Source organism: Bittarella massiliensis (ex Durand et al. 2017) (genome assembly GCF_009876955.1).
In the GTDB taxonomy this organism is placed as follows: domain Bacteria; phylum Bacillota; class Clostridia; order Oscillospirales; family Ruminococcaceae; genus Bittarella; species Bittarella massiliensis.
Map to the genome: position 1 here is coordinate 475,630 of NZ_WWVY01000002.1, position 19,329 is coordinate 494,958.

Genomic DNA, 19,329 nt, shown 5'->3' on the forward strand with positions numbered 1-19,329 from the left:
GCCGTATCCCTACCTTTCTACCGTGATGGCGCAGTCGGGGCACATGGTGGCGCACATGGCGCAGCCGATGCAGGCCTCGGGTTCAAAGCACTCCGCCGGGTGATACCCTTTTTTGTTGAGCCGGTCTTTGGCCAGCCGGACGATCTTTTTGGGGCAGTTGGCGGTGCAGAGACCGCAGCCCTTGCAGATGTCCTCGTTCACTGTGATTTTGGGCATGATTTCCCTCCTCATATCTCATTGCCAATTGGGTTTGCGTGTACTCGCCGCCGCTACTCCTGCCCCTGGCGGGGCAGCTCTTTTTGCCAGGGCTGACGAACCAAGATCTTCACCGGGAAGGGGGCGGGCAGCCGCCCCTTCAGCGCGGGGTAGAGCTCCTCGCGCACCAGGGTGCAGCGCACCGGCAGGCCGGTCTGGGCGGCCAGCTCCCCGGCGTAGGGGAGGCTGTCGAGAATGGTCTCCTCCCCCGTCTCAAAGCCCAGATTGGAGGCGTTGACCAGGCCGGTGACCGGCAGCCGGGAGGCCGTCTCGATCTCGCGGATGATCGCCAGCGACTCCTCCGGCGAGCGGGTCAGGTAGCGGTAGCAGTTGAAGACGCTCAGGTGCTCGTACCCCCCCTCTTTGAAAAGGGCCGAATAGCGGCCCATGGCCGCCGCCCCCGCGTCGTCCCCCCCCACGTCGAAGAGGGCGTAGCCCTCGTCGTCGCAGAAGACCGACTGCACCTGGGCCCCCAGGGCGGGGATGTCCAGGTTGGAGTTGGCGTAGGTGGGAGAGATGATGTCGATGCCCACCCGCGCGAACTCGTCCTTGAAGTCGGTGGTGCGGAAATAGGGGTTGACCACATCCAGGTCCACCACCGTCACCTTTTTGCCCTCTCTGGCCATGGCGAAGGCCAGGTTGGCCACAAAGTTTGTCTTGCCGCTGCCGTAATGGCCGGTGACCGCGATCCTCTTGTGCTGAAATTCGATACCAGCTCACCGCCTTTCTTCGCTTTAAAGCGATGACGTGTTCCAAAATAAATCCAGCCCGCGCACGCGCAGCAGGTGGATGTAAGAATTATTATATCATTTTTGCCGGTACACCACAAATGCGAAACCGTGGTAATTTCGGACATAAACGGCAAAAGAGAAAGGAATTATTTGGGCAAACTGTCGAAATGCAGGCAGTTGCAGGGACCTTCCCTCCCCCTTGGACAGCAAAAAGGGGGAAAGGAGAAAGCGGGCCCTCTCTCCCTTGGGAAAGGTTTCCGCCCACTCCCCTACTGGACGCCCACCCCCTTGTCCTCTCTGCTCGGCAGGGGCGGGAAGGGGGCGACCGCCGTCCGAATATGTTCCCAATAGACAAAAAGCGCGCGCCCGGCAGGGGTAGCCGGGCGCGCGCTCTTTCTTTTTCATACCGTGCACCGTCAGTGGGAAGTCTGGCGGTGCGGATGGGGAAATCAAACAGTACCAGGGGGCGCGAGAAGGGGGATGTTAGGCGTGGACGCCGCCGCTCTTTTTCATGGAGAGGGACATCCGGTCGGCGATCATGGCAATGAACTCGGAGTTGGTGGGTTTGCCGCGCAGGGCGTTGACGGTGTAGCCGAAGTAGCTGTTGAGCACCTCGATGTCGCCCCGGTCCCAGGCCACCTCGATGGCGTGGCGGATGGCCCGCTCCACCCGGGAGGCAGTGGTGCCATGCATCCTGGCCACCGTGGGGTAGAGCATCTTGGTGACCGAACCCAGCATCTCGCTATTTTGGATGCACAGGGAGATGGCGTCGCGGATGTAGTGGTAGCCCTTGATGTGGGCGGGGACGCCGATCAGGTGCAGCGTTTCGGTGATGGCGATCTCCAAATCGGTCTGGCTCATGGGGATCACCGTCTCGCCGGCAGGCTCTTCCACCTTGCCCAACAGGGTCGCCACCCGCTTGGCCAACACCTCAAAATCAAAGGGCTGAATGGCGTAGTAGCTGGCGCCGGCCTGCATGAGGGCGGACTCGATATTGTAGTTGTCAAATCCCAGCATGGCCACATAGACAGGGGTGATCCCCTTTTCGCGGGTCTGGGTCATCACCTCAATGGCGTCCAGGTTCGCCATGAAGGCGTTCAGGATCACCACCGCCGGTTTCTGTTTGCAGATGGCCTCCATGCAGAGGTTGCCATCGCTGGCGATGGTGGTGACTGCATAGCCGTGCTTCTTCAGCACCTCGGCGCAGGGCTCCCCAAACTCCGCGCTGTTGTCAGCCACCAATACCTTGACCTTTGTGTTCATTGTCAATCTCCTCCTGATACAATAAAATTTGCTTTTCCCTTATCAATTTCACATCACATATCTATATTTTACCAGTTTCTGTAAGATTGTCAATGGGTTTATCTGGGAAATTTTGTAATAAACATCAAAACAATCAAAAATAGCGGAAATTGGGGCAACATCCTCAGGAAACAGAGACGGTTTTGGTGGATTCCCACATATTTTCCGCGAAAATGCCGTAACCGCGGGTGGGGTCATTGACCAGCACATGGGTGACCGCCCCCACCAACTGGTTGTTCTGGATGATGGGGCTGCCGCTCATCCCCTGGACGATCCCGCCCGCCTTTTCCAGCAGTTCGCTGTCGGTGACGCGGATGAGCAGGTTCTTGGTGCGCTCCCTGTCGTTGAGGTTGATTTTTTCGATGTCGATGTCGTAGAGTTTGGGGGTGTCCCCGTCCAGGGTGCAGAGGATCTGGGCCGCCCCCTCCTTGACTTCCTGCTTATAGGCCACCGGCATGGTGGTTCCCTGGGGAGTTTGGTGAAAGAGGCCGTAGACCCCGGTCTCGCCGTTCTGGCGGAGGGTGCCCAGCGCCTTTTCGCTGGTGAAGAGGCCTTTGAGTTCGCCCGGGGTGCCGCTCTGCCCCTTCTGCACCCCGCTGATCCTGGCCGAGACGATCTCGCCGGTGGCCAGGGGCATGATGTCCTTGGTGTCCACATCGCTGATGCCGTGCCCCAGCCCGGCAAAAATCAGGTTGTCCCCGCTGCCGGCCACAAAGGTCATGGTGCCGATGCCCGCCGAAGAATCCCGCACCCAGACCCCCAACTTGTATCCCCCCTCGCTGGAGAGGGCGGGGGTGACGGTGGTGGAATAGCGGGAACCGCCCCGCATGTACTCACAGATCAGGGGCTGACCGGCCTTTGCCTGGGCGGTGATGTCGGTGTAGCTCTTGATCGGCTGGCCGCCCAGGGTGACGATGACGTCCCCCACCTGCAGCCCCGCCTCCTCCCCCGGGGTCTTGGCGCCGTCCTTGGTCTTGACCGGGGAGATGCCCACCACCACCGCCCCGTCGGTGTACATCTTCACCCCAAAGGGGCGGCCGGAGACGGTGACCACCGGCTTGTCCGCCACCGAGACATGGACGTCCTTGACCGGGATGAGGCCAAAGAGGTTGACGTCGGTGAAGAAGTTTTGACTTCCGCCCACAGAGGCCGCCGCCTCCCGCGCCCGCTCATCGGTGCCGGTGGCAAAGGAGAAGGGGGTGGCGCCGGAGAAGGAGACCGCATCGGCCGAGGAGACGTAGAACTGGTCGGGAAGGGTCTTTTGATAGTAGGCAACCGCTCCCAGCGAGGAGAGGGAGAAGGCCGCCCAGAGGGCCGCTGCCAGCCCGCATATTTTTTGAATCTGTTTTTTCAACGCAAATCGCCTGCCTTTACCTCCTTACTGTTTGCCCGCCCGCCTGCAATTATAAAAGGAAAAAATTCGCGGCGGTGGGGGCAGAAGCGGCAAAGCCGCCTCCCATCAGTCTAGCGGCGCACAGTCGATTTTTTTTGTAAAATACTGGTCAAAAAGAAGGGGAAGACAGGGGACTTGTCACCTGCCCGGCGGAGGGCGATGGGTGGAGATAGGGGTGGGCGACGGAGCGACAAGCGCATTTTTGCCTCTCAATAGGCGGGGAGCGGCGGGCGAGAAGGAGCGGATAAAGGAATGGGCGACAGCCCAACCATTGCATGGTGAGGGCAAATACAGCCGCTCTCCTCTCTATGGTACAGACAGAAAAGCAAGTGATAAGACGGCAATCGCGTTTTTACACCCCAATGGGGAGAGCCCACAAGCGGGAAGCCACAAACGATGCTGCCTCTCTCTGCCACTGTGCGGATAAAAAATGAGCAACAGGGGGGCATTCGCATTTTGCACCCCAATAGGCAGAGGGCAGTGGACAGGAAGGGTAAACTTTAGACTCACTTCCCCTTTTCATTGTGCAGACAAAAGAATAGGCGAAGGGCAGCAATTGCGCTTTTACGTCTCAACGAACCGGAAGCGGCAGGCCGAAAGGAGCGGGCGATACACGCCCCTCCTCTGCGGTACAGGCAAAGGAGTGGACAATAGTTTTTTGCACCCCGATGAACAGGGAGCGGCAGACGTGACGGGGGGAACGGCCCGAACACCTCCCTTTCACGGTGCAAGCAAAAAGACAGACAACCGTGCGGCAATCGCGTCCCTATACTGCAATGGACTGGAGTACAGGCAGAAAGGGGCGGACGGCACACCCTCCCCCTTCCTTTTATAGGGTGGGCCAAGGGACGAGCAGCAGAGCAACCATTGCGCTTTTGCACCCTAGGGGATAAGAGGCGGCGGGCGGAAAAAGGGGGGGTACAACACGACCTTCTCCCCCTCCCCTTCCCAAGTGCGGACAAAAACTAGGCAACAGCACAACACCTGCCATTTTCCCACCCCGATAGACGGGGCATGGCGGACTGGAAAGGCGTGAACGGCCCCCGCCCTCCCCCTTCCACACTAGAGAAAAGCGCCCTGGAGGGAGCCGTTCAGGCTCGCTCCAGGGCGCTTTTTCAAAAGGGGTGGATTACTCCCCTTCGCTCTCTTTCAGGGCATCGGCCTCTTCGGTGGAGTAGACCACGTTGTTCTCGCTGGAAGAGAAGCCGTAGTCGTCATCCCGCTCTTCCCGCTTGGGGCTGTCCAGCAGGGCGCGGATGGACAGGCTGACCCGCTTGCGGTCGATGTCGGCCTCGGTGATCTTCACCTCGACCTCCTGTCCGACCTGCAGGGCGTCGGCCACCTTCTCGACCCGCTCGTTGGAGATCTGGCTGATGTGGATCAGGCCGTCCACACCGTCGATGATCCGGGCAAAGGCGCCAAAGGAGGTGATGGAGACGATCTGCACCTTGATGACGTCGCCGACATGGTAGTCTCTTTGGAAGATGGCCCAGGGGTTGTCCTCGGTCTTCTTGTAGCCCAGGGAGATCTTCTTGTTCTCAAAGTCCACGTCCTTGACGTAGACCTCGACGGTGTCGCCGACTTTGACCACCTCGCTGGGGTGCTTGATGCGCTTCCAGCTCAGCTCGCTGATGTGAACCATGCCGTCCACACCGCCCAGGTCGATGAAGGCGCCGTAGGAAGTCAGGCTCTTGACGGTGCCGGTGTAGTGCTTGCCGATTTCAACGGACTGCCAGAAGGCCTCGGCAACAGCCTTGTTGCGCTCGGCCAGAACGGCTTTGATGGAGCCGATGGCGCGGGCCCGGCGCTCGTTGATCTCAATGACCTTGAATTCGGCCTCGGTGCCCTTGAGGGCGTTGAGGTCGTCGTTGCGGCGGAGGGTCGCCAGGGAGGCGGGGACGAACACCTTGATGCCGTAGCAGCTGACCAGCACGCCACCTTTGATGACGTCGGTGACGGTGCCGGTGAGGATGGCGTCCTCCTCCTGGGCCTTGACGATCTTGTCGAAGCCCTCGATGGCGTCGTAGCGCTTTTTGGACAGCTGGACGGTGCCTTCCTGATCGTTGACCCGCAAAACGATCACGTTGATCTCATCGCCTTTTTTGACGATGTCGTCCGCCGACGCGTTGGGATCGTTGGTGAGCTCGCTCAGGGCGACAAAACCGGTGTGCTTGGTGCCAATATCGACGGTCACCTCATTGGGGGCGATGCTGGTGACTACGCCCTTGAGGCGCTGGCCGGTATATATTGGCTTGAGGCTCTCCTCCAGTGCTTCTTCAAAGCTGAAGTCTTCGCCTTGAACGTCGTTTTGCAGTTCACTCATTGTATGTAGTACCTCCTTGATTATACACGCCGGAGTCGAAGCACCAGCGGTAACTCCTATTATTTTAGCATACAAACCGCGCTGTTGCAACAGTTCATCCGCAGTTTCTACCAGGATTGTGGGGCAATTTTTTTCGCAAACCTCCCGCAATTTGGCGGTGTTGGAGCTTTTTCGGTCCCCCACCACCACCATCAGCCCGCTCTCCTTGGAGAGGGCCTCGGCTTCCTGCTGCCGGCTGGCCGTGGCCGAGCAGATGGTGGAGAAGACCGAGAGGCCGGGAAAGAGGGCCTCGGCCTCGGCCACCGCCTCTTTCCAGAGGGCCACGTTGAAGGTGGTCTGGCTGACCATCGACACCGGGCGGTCGGAGAAGTCCCCCTCCTTTGCCAGGCGGCGCAGCTCCCCGGCGGTGGAGAAGACCCGCACCTCGCCGGGGCAGTGGCCGACGATCCCCACCACCTCGGGGTGATCGGGGTCCCCGGCGACCAAGACCAGGTCCCCCGCCTCCGAGCGCTCCCTCACGATCTGATGGATCTTTGCCACAAAGGGGCAGGTGGCGTCCACCCAGTCGATCCCCGCCACCTCGATCTGCGCGTAGACCGAGGCGGGGACCCCGTGGGAGCGGATGACCAGGGTCTCCCCCTCCCCCACCTCGGCGGGGGAAGTGACCGTGCGCACCCCGCGGCGCTCCAGGTCGGCCACCAGGTGGGTGTTGTGGATGATGGGCCCCAGGGTGCACACCCGCTTCCCCTGTTCCAGCAGGTCATAGACCTGTTTGACCGCCCGGTCCACCCCAAAGCAAAAACCCGCGGTCTTCGCCAAAATCACCGGCATGACAATTCCTCCAGCAGGGTCGCCATCCGCTCGGTGAGCAGGGCCTTGGCCCCCTTGAGCTGGGAGGCGGCCTTCATGTCGGTCAGCCCCAGCTCCTCATTGCGGATGAGGGCGCCGTAGCGCACATATACGGGGGCAAAGGGGTGCATCCCCTTGGGGGCGCAGATGGCCACCGGCAGGATGTCGGCCCCGGTCTGGGCCGAGACCACGATGGCCCCCGACTTGAGCTTGAGCAGCTTGCCGGTCTTGGAGCGGGTCCCCTCGGGAAAGACGCCGAGGATCTTCCCCTCCTTCACCACCTCTTTGGCCCGGTCCAGGGCGGAAGTGTCCCCCTTGCCCCGGTCCACCGGGAAGGCCCCCAGGGCCCGCAGCAGCCGGCCGGTGAAGTGGCCCTTAAAGAGCTCGATCTTGGCCATGTAGCAGATCTGCTGGCGCACCGGCAGGGCCACAAAGATGGGGTCCAGGTCGCTGATGTGGTTGGAGCAGAAGACGTAGCCGCCCTGGGGGGGCAGGTTCTCCCGCCCCTCGTAATGCACCCGGTAGAGGGCGCGAAAGATCACGTTGACCACCCCGTGGGCAAAACGGTAAAAACTCATAGCCGGTCCCCCAGACGCTGGCGGATGAGGGTGCAGACCGCGTCCACGCTCTCCGCCAAATTCAGCTCGCTGGTGTCCACCAGCACCGCGTCCGCAGCCTGTTTGAGGGGGGCGGCCTCCCGGTGGCTGTCGTCGTAGTCGCGCTGCTGGATGTCCCGCAGCACCTCCTCATAGGGCATGGGGCTCCCCTTCTCCTCCAGCTCCTTGCAGCGGCGCTGGGCCCGGGCCTCGGGGGAGGCGGTGAGGAAAATTTTCAAATCGGCGTCGGGCAGCACCACGGTGCCGATGTCCCGCCCGTCCATGATGACGCTGTTCTTGCGGGCCAGGGAGCGCTGGGTCTCCATCAGGAAATCCCGCACCTCCTGCACCGCCGAGACCTGGGAGGCGGCCTTGCTCACCTGGGGGGAGCGGATGAAGTCGCTCACGTCCTCGCCGCCGACAAAGACCCGCTGCTGGCCCTCGACAAAGCGCAGGTCCACCTGCAGCCCCGGCAGCAGGGCCTTGATGGCCGCGGTGTCGGTCAGGTCGGCCCCCACCTGCAGGCCGTGATAGCCGATGGCCCGGTAGAGGGCCCCGGTGTCCACGTAGATGAAGCGCAGCGCCCCGGCCGCCGTGCGGGCGATGGTGCTCTTGCCCGCGCCGGCGGGCCCGTCAATGGCAATGGATAACATATCTGTTCGTCCTCCTCGAAATCGGTGGTAATGGCGCCCCCTTCGGGGCAAAAGCCGCCCCGGAGGGCGGCCGGTAGAAAAAGGAAAAGGGTCACCGGGGCTGGGCCAGGATGTCCCGGGCCGCGGCCACGGCGGTGGAAAAGGCGATCTGCAAGTTGAAGCCGCCGGTGTAGCCGTCCACATCCAGCACCTCGCCCACAAAATAGGCGCCTGGGCAGCGCTTGGACTGGCAGGAGCCGGGGTCCACCTCCCGCACCGAGACGCCGCCGCGGGTGACGATCCCCTCGGCCGCGGGGCGGAAGCCGGAGACGGTGAGGGGCAGATCCTTCATCACCCGCACCATCTCCCCCCGCTCGGCCTGGGTGAGCTGGTTGACCTTCTTCTCGCCGGGGATACCGGTGAGGGCCACATAGCTGCCGATGAGCTTTTGCGGCAGCAGTTTGCCCAGGGCGTTTTGCAGGTTTTTGTTCCGGTACTCCTCAAAGTCCCGCAGCAGTCGGCGGTCCAGCGCCTCGCGGGTGAGCCCGGGCTTCAGGTCGATGTGCAGCCGATAGCGCCCGGGCGCGTCCTCCATGTGGCAGGAGGCGGAGAGGACCAGCGGCCCCGATACCCCGAAGTGGGTGAAGAGCATCTCCCCCAGCTCGCAGAAGACCGGGCGCCTCTTCCCCACCTCCTCCACCGTGAGGGTGACGTTTTTCAGGGAGAGGCCCTGGCAGTTTTTGCACCACTGTTCGCCGCAGCGCAGGGGCACCAGGGAGGGCCCCGGCGGGGTGACGGTGTGGCCCAGCTGGCGGGCGAAGCGGTAGCCGTCGCCGGTGCTGCCGGTCTGCGGGTAAGAGAGGCCGCCGGTGGCCACCACCACCCGGTGGGCGGAGACGGCGCCCCCCTCTTTGAGGGACAGCGAAAAGGGCGCGCCGGGGGCGACTGCCTCCACCTCGCCCTGGCGAAATTCCACCCCCTGGGCCCGGCACCAGTTGGTCAGGGCGTCCACCACATCGCCGGCCCGGTCGCTCTGGGGGAAGACCCGGTCCCCCCGCTCGGTCTTGAGGGGGACCCCCAGCCCCTCAAAAAAGGCCATGGTATCCTGCGGGGTGAAGCCGTAGAGAGCCGAGTAGAGAAAGCGGGGGTTGCGGGGGACGTTTCGCAGAAAGTCCTCCACCTCGCAGTTGTTGGTCAGGTTGCACCGGCCCTTGCCGGTGATGCGCAGCTTTTTGCCGGGCTGGTCGTTCTTTTCCAGCAGGAGGACCGGCAGTCCCCCCTGCCCGAGCAGTCCGGCCGCCATCAGCCCCGCTGGGCCGCCGCCGATCACCGCGGCGCTGTACACTCTCTCCATCTCCACTCCTCACACCTCGCCGATATTCTCGTAGACCTGGTCCTCGTTCCACATGGTCTCCAGCTTGCCCAGGGTGGCAAACACCTCGGTCTGCTTGCGCTGGCCCAGGGCCACGATCAGGGCGTTGATGAGGCTGAGAGGGGCCACCAGCGAGTCCACAAAGGAGATCATCTCGCTCTTGGCGTAGAGGACGGTGTCGGCCATGGCGGCGATGGGGGACTTTTCGCTGTCGGTGATGGAGATGACCTTGGCCCCGCTCTTGGCCGCACAGGTCAACGCCCGCACCGTCTTTTTGGAGTAGCGGGGGAAGCTGATGCCCAGGATCACGTCCCCCTCGCCGATGCGGACGATCTGCTCAAAGACGTCGGAGCCCTTGTCCTCGCTGACGAGGTGGACGTTTTCAAAGATCATGTTGAAGTAGTAGGCGGTGAAGGAGGAGAGGGAGGAGGCCCCCCGCATCCCCACGATGTAGATGCGCCGGGCCTCCAGCAGGGTCTCGACGGCGCGGTTGAAGTCCTCGCTGGAGACGGCCTGCTCGGTCTTGCGGACGGTGGCGATGTCCAGCTCCAGCACCCGGGAGAGGACGTCCCGGTCGCCGATCTGCTCGGAGGTGACCCGCATCCGCTGCACGGCGCTGAGGTTTCTCTTGATGAGCTCTTTGAGGGAGCGCTGGAACTGGGGGTAGCCCTCAAAGCCCACCTCCATGGCAAAGCGGACCACGGTGGACTCGCTGACCCCCACCTCCCGCCCCAGCTTGGAGGCGGTCATAAAGGCGGCCTTGTCGTAGTTTTCAAAGATGTAGCGGGCAATCTTCTTCTGCCCCTTGGAAAACTGGCCCATCTTCTCCTCGATGGTGTGTAGCAAACTGCTCAAAATCCTCTCCCTGCCTCTCTGCCCCGCGCCGGCCACAAAAAAGGCGGGCGTCCGCGCATGGGCGTCTGCCACTCGGCGTATAATGGAATGGACGCCGCTGGGAAAGCGGCTGTTTTTTACCGAATTTGTCAACACTATCAGTGTATCGTTGCGGGGCCAAAATTGCAAGGAATTTTTGCCCCTTCTCCCCCTTTTTTGCAGGAAATGATGGCAGCTTCTTGCAAAATGCCGTCCGTGCCGGGGCGAACTCCCAAAAATGGCGGCAAAACCGGCAAAGGCGTGGATTTTGCAGGGGAAATGTGGTATATTCTATGGGAACTCATCGCCCATCCTATTTCGCGGGGGCCTGCGCCCCCATCCCTGAGACTATATTCGAGGTGTGCGCAACATGGCAGTTATCTACGAGGACTTGCTCAAGGGCAAACAGCACGTTCATTTCATCGGCATCGGCGGGTCGGGGATGTTCCCCCTCGCCCAGATCCTGCACGACAAGGGCTATTTCATCACCGGCTCGGACAACAACGAGACCGACACCCTGGCCCTGGTGCGGGGGCTGGGGATCCCGGTGCACCTGGGCCACGACCCCAAAAACATCGAGGGGGCCGACTTGGTGGTCTACACCGCGGCCATCATGAAGGACAATCCCGAGCTGCTGGCGGCCAAGGCCTCCAACGCCACCGTCATCGAGCGCTCGGTGCTGCTGGGGGTCATCTCCCGCCAGTATCCAAACGCCGTCTGCATCTGCGGCACCCACGGCAAGACCACCTCCACCGCCATGCTCACCCAGCTGCTGCTGGACTGCGGGGCCGACCCCACGGCGGTCATCGGCGGCAAGCTGCGCAGCATCGGCGGCAACGGCCGGGTGGGGAAGAGCGAGACCTTCGTCTGCGAGTCCTGCGAGTATGTGGACACCTTTTTAAAGCTCAGCCCCGACGTCTCGGTGGTCCTCAACATCGACCGGGACCACCTGGAGTACTTCAAAAATCTCGAGAACATCATCCGCTCCTTCAACGCCTTCAACAAGATGGCCAGCAAGATGGTCATCGTCAACGGGGACGACGAGAACTCCATGAGATCCCTGGACGGGGTGACGGTGCCCATCCTCACCTTCGGCACCAAGGAGGGGCTCGACTACACCGCCGAGAACATTGCCGTGGAGCGGGGGGTCTTTTACCAGTACGACCTCTGTCACCGGGGCGAGACCCTCTGCCGGATCCGGCTGGGGGTGCCGGGGCGGCACAACGTCCTCAACTCCCTGGCCGTCTGTGTGGCGGCGCTGCAGTGCGGGGTCACCCCCGCCCAGCTGGAGGAGCACCTGCCCCACTTCGGCGGGGCGGGCCGCCGGTTTGAATTTTTGGGGGAGGTGAACGGCTTCACCGTGGCCGACGACTACGCCCACCACCCCGCCGAGCTGGAGGCGACCCTCAAGGTGGCCACCCAGATGGGCTACAACAAGGTGTGGGCGGTCTTTCAGCCCTTCACCTTCTCCCGCACCTCGATCCTGCTGGACGACTTTGCGCGGGTCCTGCAGATCGCCGACCGGGCGGTGATCACCGCCATCATGGGCGCGAGGGAGATCAACACCTACGGCATCCACGCCAAGGACCTGGCCGACAAGGTGCCCGGCAGCGTACAGTTGGACACCTTCCCCGAGGTGGCCGACTACCTGCTGGCACACGTGGAGCCGGGCGATCTGGTGCTCACCCTGGGCTGCGGCGACGTGTACAAGATCGACAAGCTGCTGCTGGGAGAGAAAAAGAACTGACAGAGGGCGCCCGGCAGCAACTGCCGGGTGCCTTTTTTTGCTGGGAGGGAGGAATTTTGATGGAGAGAAAACCCACCGGCACCGTCTACCTGCTCTGCGGCAAGACCGGCAGCGGCAAGAGCACCTTTGCCCGGACCTGGCAGGCCGAGCGGGGGGCCGCCCTGCTCTCGGCGGACGAGCTGATGCTCGCCCTCTTCCCCGAGTACCTGGGGGAGGCCCACCGGGCGGTCTGGGAGCGGTGCCGCACCTACCTGCTGGCGAGGGCGGAGGAGATCGCCCTGGCCGGGGCGGATGTGCTGCTGGACTTCGGCTTTTGGAGCGCGGCGGAGCGGGCCGAGACCCGGGCCCGGTTCGCCGAGGCGGGGGTGCCGGTCAAGCTGCTCCTCTTCACCGCCCCCGCCGACCTGCGCGCCCGGCGGCTGGCGCGGCGAAATGCCGACGCCCAGGGGCGGGAATACCGCATCGGCCCCGCGATGCAGGCCCTCTTCGACAGCCGCTTCGAGCCCCTCGCCGAGGGGGAGGCCGACTGGGTGATCCGCCCCGGCGACAAGCTGCCCGACTGCATCGGATAAAGTCGGATAAAGGGAGAGGAAGGCCCCGCAGAAACATCTGCCGGGCCTTCCTCTCTGGCTGCCTCCCCCCACCGGGAGGGGCAAAAAAAGCGCCCGGAAAGCAGCCTCTGCAGCGCCTTCCGGGCCTCTCTCTGTTTTTGACAGTTCATTTTGCCGGGTCAAAGGCCCCGTCACTGGGTGGGCAGGGTGGTGACCCCCACGTAGTGAAAGCCCCCGTCCCCGGCCCCCTCGATGGAGATGCGCCGCCGCCGCAGGAGGGACCCCCGTTCGCCGTCCACCGTCCGCTCGTAGACACTCACCGAAAGGCTCATCAGCGACCCGCCCACCTGCCAGTCGTCCAGCGCAAACAGGTATTCGCGGGGAACGGGGCGGTAGATGAGGGCGTAGCTCTCCCGCTCGGGCAGGTAGCGCTCGCTCTCCCGCACCCACTGGGGCGGCACCCCAAAGTAGCGCTGGCAAACCCCCTCCACCTCGTCCTGGGGAAAGAGGTAGCCGGAGAGCTCGTCCGCCGACGCGGCCCCGTAGTTGTAATAGGGGCGATCCGGCGCCCGGTTGTCGGGGTAAAGGGGGAGATAGTAACCCAGCACCACCAGAGTGTCGGGGGACAGTTGGTCGGCACTGGTCCAGTCGGGCGCCTCGGCCGCCAGCCAGCGGCAGCGGTCCAGGTAGACGTCGATCACCTGGCTCTCGCTGAGATCGACGGGAAAGTAGCTCTCCCCCGCCGGGACAGAACTGCTCTCCACCCGGTTGGGGGCAGCGGGGGTACAGCCCGCCAAAAGGGCGCACAGCAGCGCCACCGCCAACACCCGTCCCATCCGCTTCACAGAGACCGCCCCCTTTCCGCCCAATTTCCCCCTCTAGTATAGTCGAAGGGCGGAAAAAGGAACAGGGGGCGGTGTGCTTTTTTAAACTTCTTGTGCTGTCTGTCGAAAAAAGGGATCAAAAAGCAGCGCTTCGCACAAGGGAAACCTGTCGAAATAAGGCGAACGCCGCGGACGGCGAAGGCCCCTTTAAAACTGGTTGTAGAGGAATTGGGGGGCGGTGGAGAAGTCGGTGCAGAGCAGCCCGATGTAGATGCCAATAAAGAGGAGGAAGAAAAAGGCTGTCCACCCCAGGAAGGAGAGCCAGGGGTTGCCCTTAATCCGCCTGATAAAACTGGTAAATCTGTTCATCTAGATACGCCCATCCCTTCCAGCCCAGGTGCATGATGTCTCTCAAAAAATAGGGCTCGTATTCCCGGTCGGAGTAGTCGGCCAGCTGCACCCCGTTTTGCTCGGCGATGTTGCGGATGTTTTGGTAGTACTGCTTTCTGTCCTCTTGAGGGAACCCGGTGTAGTCGTACCAGTAGCCGTTGACCGGCACGCTCACCAGCATGATTTCGATCCCCAACTCCTTGGCCACCTGCAAGAACAGCCGCAGGTCGTCGTACTCCGGCGACACCTTGAAGCTGGAATCCCGCTCTGAATTGCGGGCGGTATAGCCCCGGGCGCGAATGAGCTGTTGGTAGTATTTGTCCTCTATATAAAAGGAATTGTTGGTGCAGAGGCTCTTCCCCTGCTCCTCCCCCTGCTGGCGCAGGGCCGCCCAGTCAATCTCCCCAGCGTGGACTGTCGTCTCGCTGGGCTTGACCGAGGCGATAAAGGGGGTGTAGCGGTGTTCCGCCTGCTGGTGGGGGTATGTCTGGGTGCGCCAGACGTTGTAGTCCGACTGCAGCCCCGAAAAGAGATTCCCCACCCCCAGCTGCAGGTAGTCCAGGGGGTCGAGGTCCCCGGTGAGGTAGATCTTCTCGTAGGTCTCCACCTGCTTTTTGCGCTCGGGGTCCTTGACGAGGAGCTCCTTGCACCGGCGCAAGATCTTCCGCTTGGTCTCGTCTGTCACCTGCTCGTTTTTCATAAAGGCGTCAAACATCTGCAGGTAAAACCGGCTGGCGAAGGTCTCGGGGTAGACCCCCGGCTTGTAAAACCACTGGGGGGAGAGGATAAAGACCGCCTTTTTGTTGGCCATCTGATCCGACAGGGCCGCCAGATTGATGGCCTGGTTGAGGCTCTGGGTCCCCGGCACCCCCAGCAAAACCGTGTTGAAGTCGGAGTTTCCGCTGCCAAACACCAGCTGGGGGTGGGTGCTCTCCTCGTGTAGCGTCAGTTCCGACGACCCCAGCACCAACAGACTGCTCTCGTCCCGAAGGGCGGAAAAGGCGTTTGGCGAATAGTTCTTCTCCAGACTGGTGTCGTAGATGAGCTGCCGCTGCAGGCTGCCCTCCAACTGGCCGCGGAAATAGCGTCCCGACCCCCAGATGCAGCCCAGGGCCAGCACCAGGGCCAGCAGGGCGGCAGTTGCCCTCTTCACGCCTGGGCGCTCCTCTGGGCGATGAGGGCGATGATCTTGCGGGGGGTATTCATCTCTTCCCGCTCCAACTCGGAGGGGGAGATGACGACCCCAAAGCGGTCCTCAATGTCCACCAGCAGCTCGGTAAAGCCCAGGGAGTCGATGAGCCCGGTCTCAAAGAGCTCCACGTCCAGGTCCTCCCGCACCACCTCGTCGTCGCAGAGTTCCACCAACATCTCCAAAACGTTTTCTTCCATTGCAGTTGCTCCTTTCTATAATGGCCGCCCCGGCGGCGCGATGCGCGGTTTTCCCCCCGGGGGGTCAGATGAGTTTTGCCAACACGGCCCTTCCCGCCTCGGCCATGGCCCCCGAGAAGATGAGGAACCCCACCATCACCAACTGCAGGGTGACAAACCAGGAGAGGGCCTTGTACCACCCCTTGTCCCGGTTTCTCTTGTAAAAGGCCGACTTTTTCTGGTAGATTTCAGTGAGGGCCAACAGCATCCCGTGGTAGAGGCCATAGGCGATGTAGCAGCCGGTGAACCCGTGCCAGAGGCCCATCACCAGCATGTTCACGACCAGCCCCGCCGCCGCCCCGTTCAGGCGGCTGGAAAACCACTTTTTGCGGATGGCGTTCATCATAAAGCGGGAGAAGAGAAAGTCCCGGAACCAGTGGGAGAGGGTGATGTGCCAGCGGTTCCAGAAGTCCTTCATGTCCACGCTCAAAAAGGGCTTGTCGAAGTTCTCCGGGGTGCGGATGCCCAGGATATAGCTGACCCCGATGGCCATCAGGCTGTAGCCGGCAAAGTCGAAAAAGAGGTAGAAGCCGTAGCTGTACCCGTACCCCGCCAGCGGCAGGGGGCGGTAGCGGTGGGCAAAGCGGCCCATCACCTGGTAAAACAGCTGGGAGAGGGCGTACTTGTAAAAGAGCCCCAGGGCGATCTTCTGCAGCCCCGTCCCCAGCAGTTTGCGGTACTCCTCCCGGGAATAGACGGTATGCCAGTCCGCCAGAAAGCGGCGGCTGCGGTCGATGGGGCCCGAGCTGATGGCCGGGAAGAGGAGGAGGAAGCTGGAGAGCTCCAGCCCGCCCATCTCCTTGATGACCCCGTCGTATATCTCGATGATGACCTGCAGCACCTTAAAGCTCAAGTAGCTGATGCCCAGAAAGCCGAACACGCTCTTGCCAAAGAGGCCGGAGAACTTGTAGAGCAGAAGCGGCGCCAGGGCCAGGGCCACGAAGTGGCCGTAGATCACGCTGTTGCGGCCGAACTTGCGGCGCAGCAGCAGGTAGCCCTTGACGGCGTGCAGTTCCAGCAGATAAAAGCCCGCCAGCCAGAGCAACTGCGCCGGCTGCCCGCCGTACACCAGCCAGATAAAGAGCAGCGAGAGGGCGAAGCTGTACCCCTTGAGGGACCTTTCCCGCAGCCCCAACACCGCCGCCGGCACCAGGGCCGCCGCCAGCACCAAAAAGAAGCGCAGATCGCCGTAAAAACTCACCTTGCCAGCCCTCCCAGCGCCTTGCGGTCCACCTTGCCGTTGGCGGTCATGGGGAGGGCGTCCAGAAAGACGAATTTCTTGGGGATCATGTAGGCGGGGAGGAACTGGGCCAGCTCCCCCCTGGCCCGCTGAGAGGCGGCAAAGCCCCGCTCCCCCGGCCAGTCTGCCGCCACATAGGCCGTCAGGCTGCGGATGGTGCCGTCCCGCTCCTGGGGCAGCACTACCGCCCCCCGAACGCCCGGCAGCCGGCAGATGTTCTGCTCGATGTCCTCCAGCTCAATGCGGTAGCCGTGCAGCTTGATCTGCAGGTCCAACCGGCCGCAGTAGTGCAGCTGCCCGCCCCGCAGGTAGCCCTTGTCCCCGGTGCGGTAGAGGCGGTACTCGACCCCCGCCACCCGCCGGGTGCCGAAGGCGCGCGCGGTCAGGTCGGGGCGGCCGAAGTAGCCGCTGCTCACCGTGTCCCCCACGATGACGATCTCCCCCCGCTCCCCCTCGGGCAGGTCCTCCCCTTCCGGGCCGGCAATAAAAAGCCAGGTACCCGGCTTGGGGGCCCCCACCGGCAGGGGCTCGTCGGCGGCCGCCAGGGCGGGGGTGATCTCCACCTGGGTGATGGCCACGGTGGACTCGGTGGGGCCGTAGGTATTGATGACCTTGGCCCCGGGGAAGCGGCTGTGCAGCTTTTGGGCGGTGGCGTTTTGCAGCGTCTCCCCGCAGAAGAGGAAGAGCCTCATGTCGGGCAACAGAGTGCTGTCAAAGCGCCGGTCGGCCAGGCAGACCTCAGCAAAGGAGGGGGTGGAGACCCAGACCTGGGCCCCCGACCGCTCCAGAGAGGAAAAGAGGGCCGCCGCGTCCTGCTGTACCTCTTTGGGCAGGGTCCAGAGGGTGCCGCCGGTGTAAAAGGCGGTGTAGAGGTCCATCACCGACAGGTCAAAGGAAAAGGGGGCCTGGTTGAGAAAGACCCGGGGCGCCTCTGCCGGGAAGCCCTCCCCCAGCTGGGAGGACCAGTCCAAAAAGTGGTCGAGGCAGTCGGCGGTGATCTGCACCCCCTTGGGGGTGCCGGTGCTGCCGGAGGTGAAGAGGATGTAAAAGAGGTCCTCCCCCTCCACCGGGCGGAGGTCGACAGGGGGTCCTCCCCCCTCGGCCAGGGCGGTCAACTCGGCGGCGGCCAGCACCGGGCGGCCACAGGGGTCGGCCAGCGGCTCGGCGGCCAGCACCAGCGGCGGGTCAGCCGCCTCGACGGTGCGGGCCACCCGCTCGGGGGGAAGGGAGGTGTCCACCGGGCAGTAGCCCCGACCCGAGCGGACGCAGGCCAAAAAGCACAGGGGCACCAGAGGGCCCTTGTGTCCGTAGACCACCAGAGGAGCGCGGTTTTCCCCCAGGCGGCGCTCCAGCGCGGCGGCCAGACGGCCCGCCCCCTCCCACAATTGGCGGTAGGTCAGCTCCCCCTGGGGAGAGCGGTAGGCCAGGGCATCCGGCCGGGCGGCGGCGTGGCTGGCGATGGCGTCCAACAAGTTCATCGGCGATTCCCCTTCCTCGGGCCCCGCAATCGGCTATCAAACGATTGCAAAACCCAAAAACGCAGAAAAACAGCGGGGGCGCCGCTGTTTTTCACTGGTGTTGTCTTCCATTATAGGGTGGCGATAATTTCCTGTCAACCGGCAAGAGAGGGGGCAAAAACGGGATGGGTGCGCCACTTTTCAGGGACAAACCCCACCGCGGCGGGGTGTGGCGGGGAGGCGGCGGCTTTTCAGCCCCAAAAGGGCGGCAATAAATTCATAAAATCTTCAGCAGTTTTTGGGCTGCACGTCATAAAAAAGGGGAAAACTGCCCTGCCTGTGTCCCCTTTTGTGCTGAGCGCAGAGCAGTTTTTCCCCTCACAACTCTGCCCGGTGCGCCGATTTGCAATCCTCCCCCCCCCTTTTTCAGGCAGGTGGTTTCGCCGCCCCCACCCGTTTTGGCGCGCAGTACAAAGAGAGCAGCTCGCCAATCCGTGCAGCCACCCTTCCCGCCGCTTTGGGCAGGGCTGCCAAAAAGCACCAGCCCGAGAGGAGGCTGGGTCTCTCCTCTCCCTTTACACTGCACCCGCCAAAAGGGCGCCGATATATCCGGCGCCCTTTTGAAAATGGGGGGGAGATCGTATGCCCGATAGGAAGAGGGGTGGCGTCCCCCGCCCCATCGGTATGGCTGCCTATGCGTCGGGAAAGACCGCCGCGCGAAAGCGTCGGCAGGCGGCCTCGACGCCGTCGGGCTGAGAAAAGACTGCAAAGGCCCCAGCCACCAGGGCGTCTGCCCCGGCGTCTGTACAGGCGCGACCGTTTTCCGGGCCGATGCCCCCGTCCACCTCGATGAGGAGGGGCCGGCCCAGGGTGCGGCGGAGGGCAGCCAGACGGCCCACCCGCTCCACCGTGCCGGGGAGGAACGCCTGTCCCGAAAACCCGGGCTTTACCCCCATCAGGAGCACCCAGTCACAGAGGTCCAGATAGGGGCTCAGGGCCTCCACCGGCTCGTCGGGGTTCAGGGCCAGGCCGGGGGCGATCCCCGCCCGGCGCATTTCCCTTAAAAGGGCGGCGGTGTCCACCGGGCAGCCCAGGTGAAAGGCCGCCCGCTCCACCCGGTTCTGGGTCAGTTGGGGGAGGTAGTCCCCCGGATTTTCCACCATCAGGTGGCAGTCCACCGGCAGGGGCGAGGCGGTGCGGACCGCCCGGATGAGGTCAAAGTTGAGGCAGAGGTTGGGAACGTAGTGGCCGTCCATGATGTCCAGGTGATACCAGTCGCAGCCGCCCCGCTCCAGGGCGCGCAGGTCGTCGCCCAGGTGGAGCCAGTCGGCGCAGGCCAGGGTCGCGGTGAGGATGCCCATTTGAT

General features: G+C 63.1%; 18 protein-coding genes. 2 read left to right on the forward strand and 16 right to left on the reverse strand.

Annotated features, from left to right (window positions below):
• Positions 1-9: 9 nt before the first annotated feature.
• The 9 genes from GT748_RS03300 to GT748_RS03340 form a co-directional block, all read right to left on the reverse strand.
• Positions 10-216 carry a 4Fe-4S dicluster domain-containing protein gene (locus GT748_RS03300; RefSeq protein ID WP_044992901.1) on the reverse strand — a complete coding sequence of 69 codons (207 nt, stop codon included), beginning with the start codon at positions 214-216 and terminating at the stop codon, positions 10-12.
• A 53-nt stretch (positions 217-269) separates the two neighbouring features.
• The gene (locus tag GT748_RS03305; RefSeq protein ID WP_044992903.1) at positions 270-965 is read right to left on the reverse strand and encodes a hypothetical protein; all 696 of its coding nucleotides are present in this window, start codon (positions 963-965) and stop codon (positions 270-272) included.
• A 504-nt stretch (positions 966-1,469) separates the two neighbouring features.
• Positions 1,470-2,249, reverse strand: a complete 780-nt coding sequence (gene spo0A, locus GT748_RS03310) for a sporulation transcription factor Spo0A (protein WP_021661016.1) — start codon at positions 2,247-2,249, stop codon at positions 1,470-1,472.
• A gap of 163 nt (positions 2,250-2,412) precedes the next feature.
• The gene (spoIVB, locus tag GT748_RS03315) at positions 2,413-3,642 is read right to left on the reverse strand and encodes a SpoIVB peptidase (protein ID WP_021661017.1); all 1,230 of its coding nucleotides are present in this window, start codon (positions 3,640-3,642) and stop codon (positions 2,413-2,415) included.
• A gap of 1,168 nt (positions 3,643-4,810) precedes the next feature.
• Positions 4,811-6,835: a bifunctional 4-hydroxy-3-methylbut-2-enyl diphosphate reductase/30S ribosomal protein S1 gene (locus GT748_RS03320; protein ID WP_021661020.1), complete on the reverse strand. Its 2,025-nt coding sequence runs from the start codon at positions 6,833-6,835 to the stop codon at positions 4,811-4,813.
• Positions 6,826-7,431 carry a lysophospholipid acyltransferase family protein gene (locus GT748_RS03325; protein WP_021661021.1) on the reverse strand — a complete coding sequence of 202 codons (606 nt, stop codon included), beginning with the start codon at positions 7,429-7,431 and terminating at the stop codon, positions 6,826-6,828. The genes GT748_RS03320 and GT748_RS03325 overlap by 10 nt, the downstream gene beginning before the upstream one ends.
• Positions 7,428-8,102: a (d)CMP kinase gene (cmk, locus tag GT748_RS03330; protein ID WP_021661022.1), complete on the reverse strand. Its 675-nt coding sequence runs from the start codon at positions 8,100-8,102 to the stop codon at positions 7,428-7,430. The genes GT748_RS03325 and cmk overlap by 4 nt, the downstream gene beginning before the upstream one ends.
• Before the next feature lie 91 nt (positions 8,103-8,193).
• Positions 8,194-9,435 carry an NAD(P)/FAD-dependent oxidoreductase gene (locus GT748_RS03335; protein ID WP_021661023.1) on the reverse strand — a complete coding sequence of 414 codons (1,242 nt, stop codon included), beginning with the start codon at positions 9,433-9,435 and terminating at the stop codon, positions 8,194-8,196.
• A gap of 9 nt (positions 9,436-9,444) precedes the next feature.
• Positions 9,445-10,308, reverse strand: coding sequence for a MurR/RpiR family transcriptional regulator (locus GT748_RS03340; RefSeq protein WP_073261153.1), 864 nt, complete (start codon positions 10,306-10,308; stop codon positions 9,445-9,447).
• Between the two features lie 388 nt (positions 10,309-10,696).
• On the opposite strand from GT748_RS03340, the gene murC reads away from it, so the two are divergent.
• Positions 10,697-12,073, forward strand: a complete 1,377-nt coding sequence (murC, locus tag GT748_RS03345) for a UDP-N-acetylmuramate--L-alanine ligase (protein ID WP_021661025.1) — start codon at positions 10,697-10,699, stop codon at positions 12,071-12,073.
• A gap of 59 nt (positions 12,074-12,132) precedes the next feature.
• Positions 12,133-12,645: an AAA family ATPase gene (locus GT748_RS03350; RefSeq protein ID WP_021661026.1), complete on the forward strand. Its 513-nt coding sequence runs from the start codon at positions 12,133-12,135 to the stop codon at positions 12,643-12,645.
• A 170-nt stretch (positions 12,646-12,815) separates the two neighbouring features.
• Here GT748_RS03350 and GT748_RS03355 read toward each other — a convergent pair whose 3' ends face one another.
• The 7 genes from GT748_RS03355 to GT748_RS03385 all read right to left on the reverse strand — a co-directional run bounded on the left by GT748_RS03355 (position 12,816) and on the right by GT748_RS03385 (position 19,324).
• Positions 12,816-13,469: a hypothetical protein gene (locus tag GT748_RS03355; protein WP_044993257.1), complete on the reverse strand. Its 654-nt coding sequence runs from the start codon at positions 13,467-13,469 to the stop codon at positions 12,816-12,818.
• Between the two features lie 186 nt (positions 13,470-13,655).
• Positions 13,656-13,817: a hypothetical protein gene (locus GT748_RS03360; protein WP_021661028.1), complete on the reverse strand. Its 162-nt coding sequence runs from the start codon at positions 13,815-13,817 to the stop codon at positions 13,656-13,658.
• A complete protein-coding gene (dltD, locus tag GT748_RS03365; RefSeq protein WP_161213262.1) occupies positions 13,783-14,991 on the reverse strand; it encodes a D-alanyl-lipoteichoic acid biosynthesis protein DltD in 1,209 nt (402 codons plus the stop codon). The genes GT748_RS03360 and dltD overlap by 35 nt, the downstream gene beginning before the upstream one ends.
• On the reverse strand, positions 14,988-15,227 hold the full coding sequence (dltC, locus tag GT748_RS03370) for a D-alanine--poly(phosphoribitol) ligase subunit 2 (RefSeq protein WP_021661030.1): 240 nt from the start codon (positions 15,225-15,227) through the stop codon (positions 14,988-14,990). Before dltC ends, dltD begins: the two co-directional genes overlap by 4 nt.
• A gap of 64 nt (positions 15,228-15,291) precedes the next feature.
• Complete coding sequence (gene dltB / locus GT748_RS03375; protein ID WP_021661031.1) at positions 15,292-16,467, reverse strand: D-alanyl-lipoteichoic acid biosynthesis protein DltB; 1,176 nt, start codon at positions 16,465-16,467, stop codon at positions 15,292-15,294.
• Positions 16,464-17,984 (reverse strand): D-alanine--poly(phosphoribitol) ligase subunit DltA, encoded by a 1,521-nt coding sequence (dltA, locus tag GT748_RS03380; protein WP_073261151.1) that lies wholly within the window; start codon positions 17,982-17,984, stop codon positions 16,464-16,466. The genes dltB and dltA overlap by 4 nt, the downstream gene beginning before the upstream one ends.
• A gap of 671 nt (positions 17,985-18,655) precedes the next feature.
• A complete protein-coding gene (locus tag GT748_RS03385) occupies positions 18,656-19,324 on the reverse strand; it encodes a ribulose-phosphate 3-epimerase (protein WP_021660872.1) in 669 nt (222 codons plus the stop codon).
• Positions 19,325-19,329 lie beyond the last annotated feature (5 nt).

Excerpts from the sequence above, each read along its gene's own strand:
- GT748_RS03300 (WP_044992901.1), bottom strand. The coding sequence starts at position 216 with ATGCCCAAAATCACAGTGAACGAGGACATCTGCAAGGGCTGCGGTCTC.
- spo0A (WP_021661016.1), bottom strand. The coding sequence starts at position 2,249 with ATGAACACAAAGGTCAAGGTATTGGTGGCTGACAACAGCGCGGAGTTT.
- GT748_RS03320 (WP_021661020.1), bottom strand. The coding sequence starts at position 6,835 with ATGCCGGTGATTTTGGCGAAGACCGCGGGTTTTTGCTTTGGGGTGGAC.
- GT748_RS03325 (WP_021661021.1), bottom strand. The coding sequence starts at position 7,431 with ATGAGTTTTTACCGTTTTGCCCACGGGGTGGTCAACGTGATCTTTCGC.
- cmk (WP_021661022.1), bottom strand. The coding sequence starts at position 8,102 with ATGTTATCCATTGCCATTGACGGGCCCGCCGGCGCGGGCAAGAGCACC.
- GT748_RS03335 (WP_021661023.1), bottom strand. The coding sequence starts at position 9,435 with ATGGAGAGAGTGTACAGCGCCGCGGTGATCGGCGGCGGCCCAGCGGGG.
- murC (WP_021661025.1), top strand. The coding sequence starts at position 10,697 with ATGGCAGTTATCTACGAGGACTTGCTCAAGGGCAAACAGCACGTTCAT.
- GT748_RS03350 (WP_021661026.1), top strand. The coding sequence starts at position 12,133 with ATGGAGAGAAAACCCACCGGCACCGTCTACCTGCTCTGCGGCAAGACC.
- GT748_RS03360 (WP_021661028.1), bottom strand. The coding sequence starts at position 13,817 with ATGAACAGATTTACCAGTTTTATCAGGCGGATTAAGGGCAACCCCTGG.
- dltC (WP_021661030.1), bottom strand. The coding sequence starts at position 15,227 with ATGGAAGAAAACGTTTTGGAGATGTTGGTGGAACTCTGCGACGACGAG.
- dltA (WP_073261151.1), bottom strand. The coding sequence starts at position 17,984 with ATGAACTTGTTGGACGCCATCGCCAGCCACGCCGCCGCCCGGCCGGAT.
- GT748_RS03385 (WP_021660872.1), bottom strand. The coding sequence starts at position 19,324 with ATGGGCATCCTCACCGCGACCCTGGCCTGCGCCGACTGGCTCCACCTG.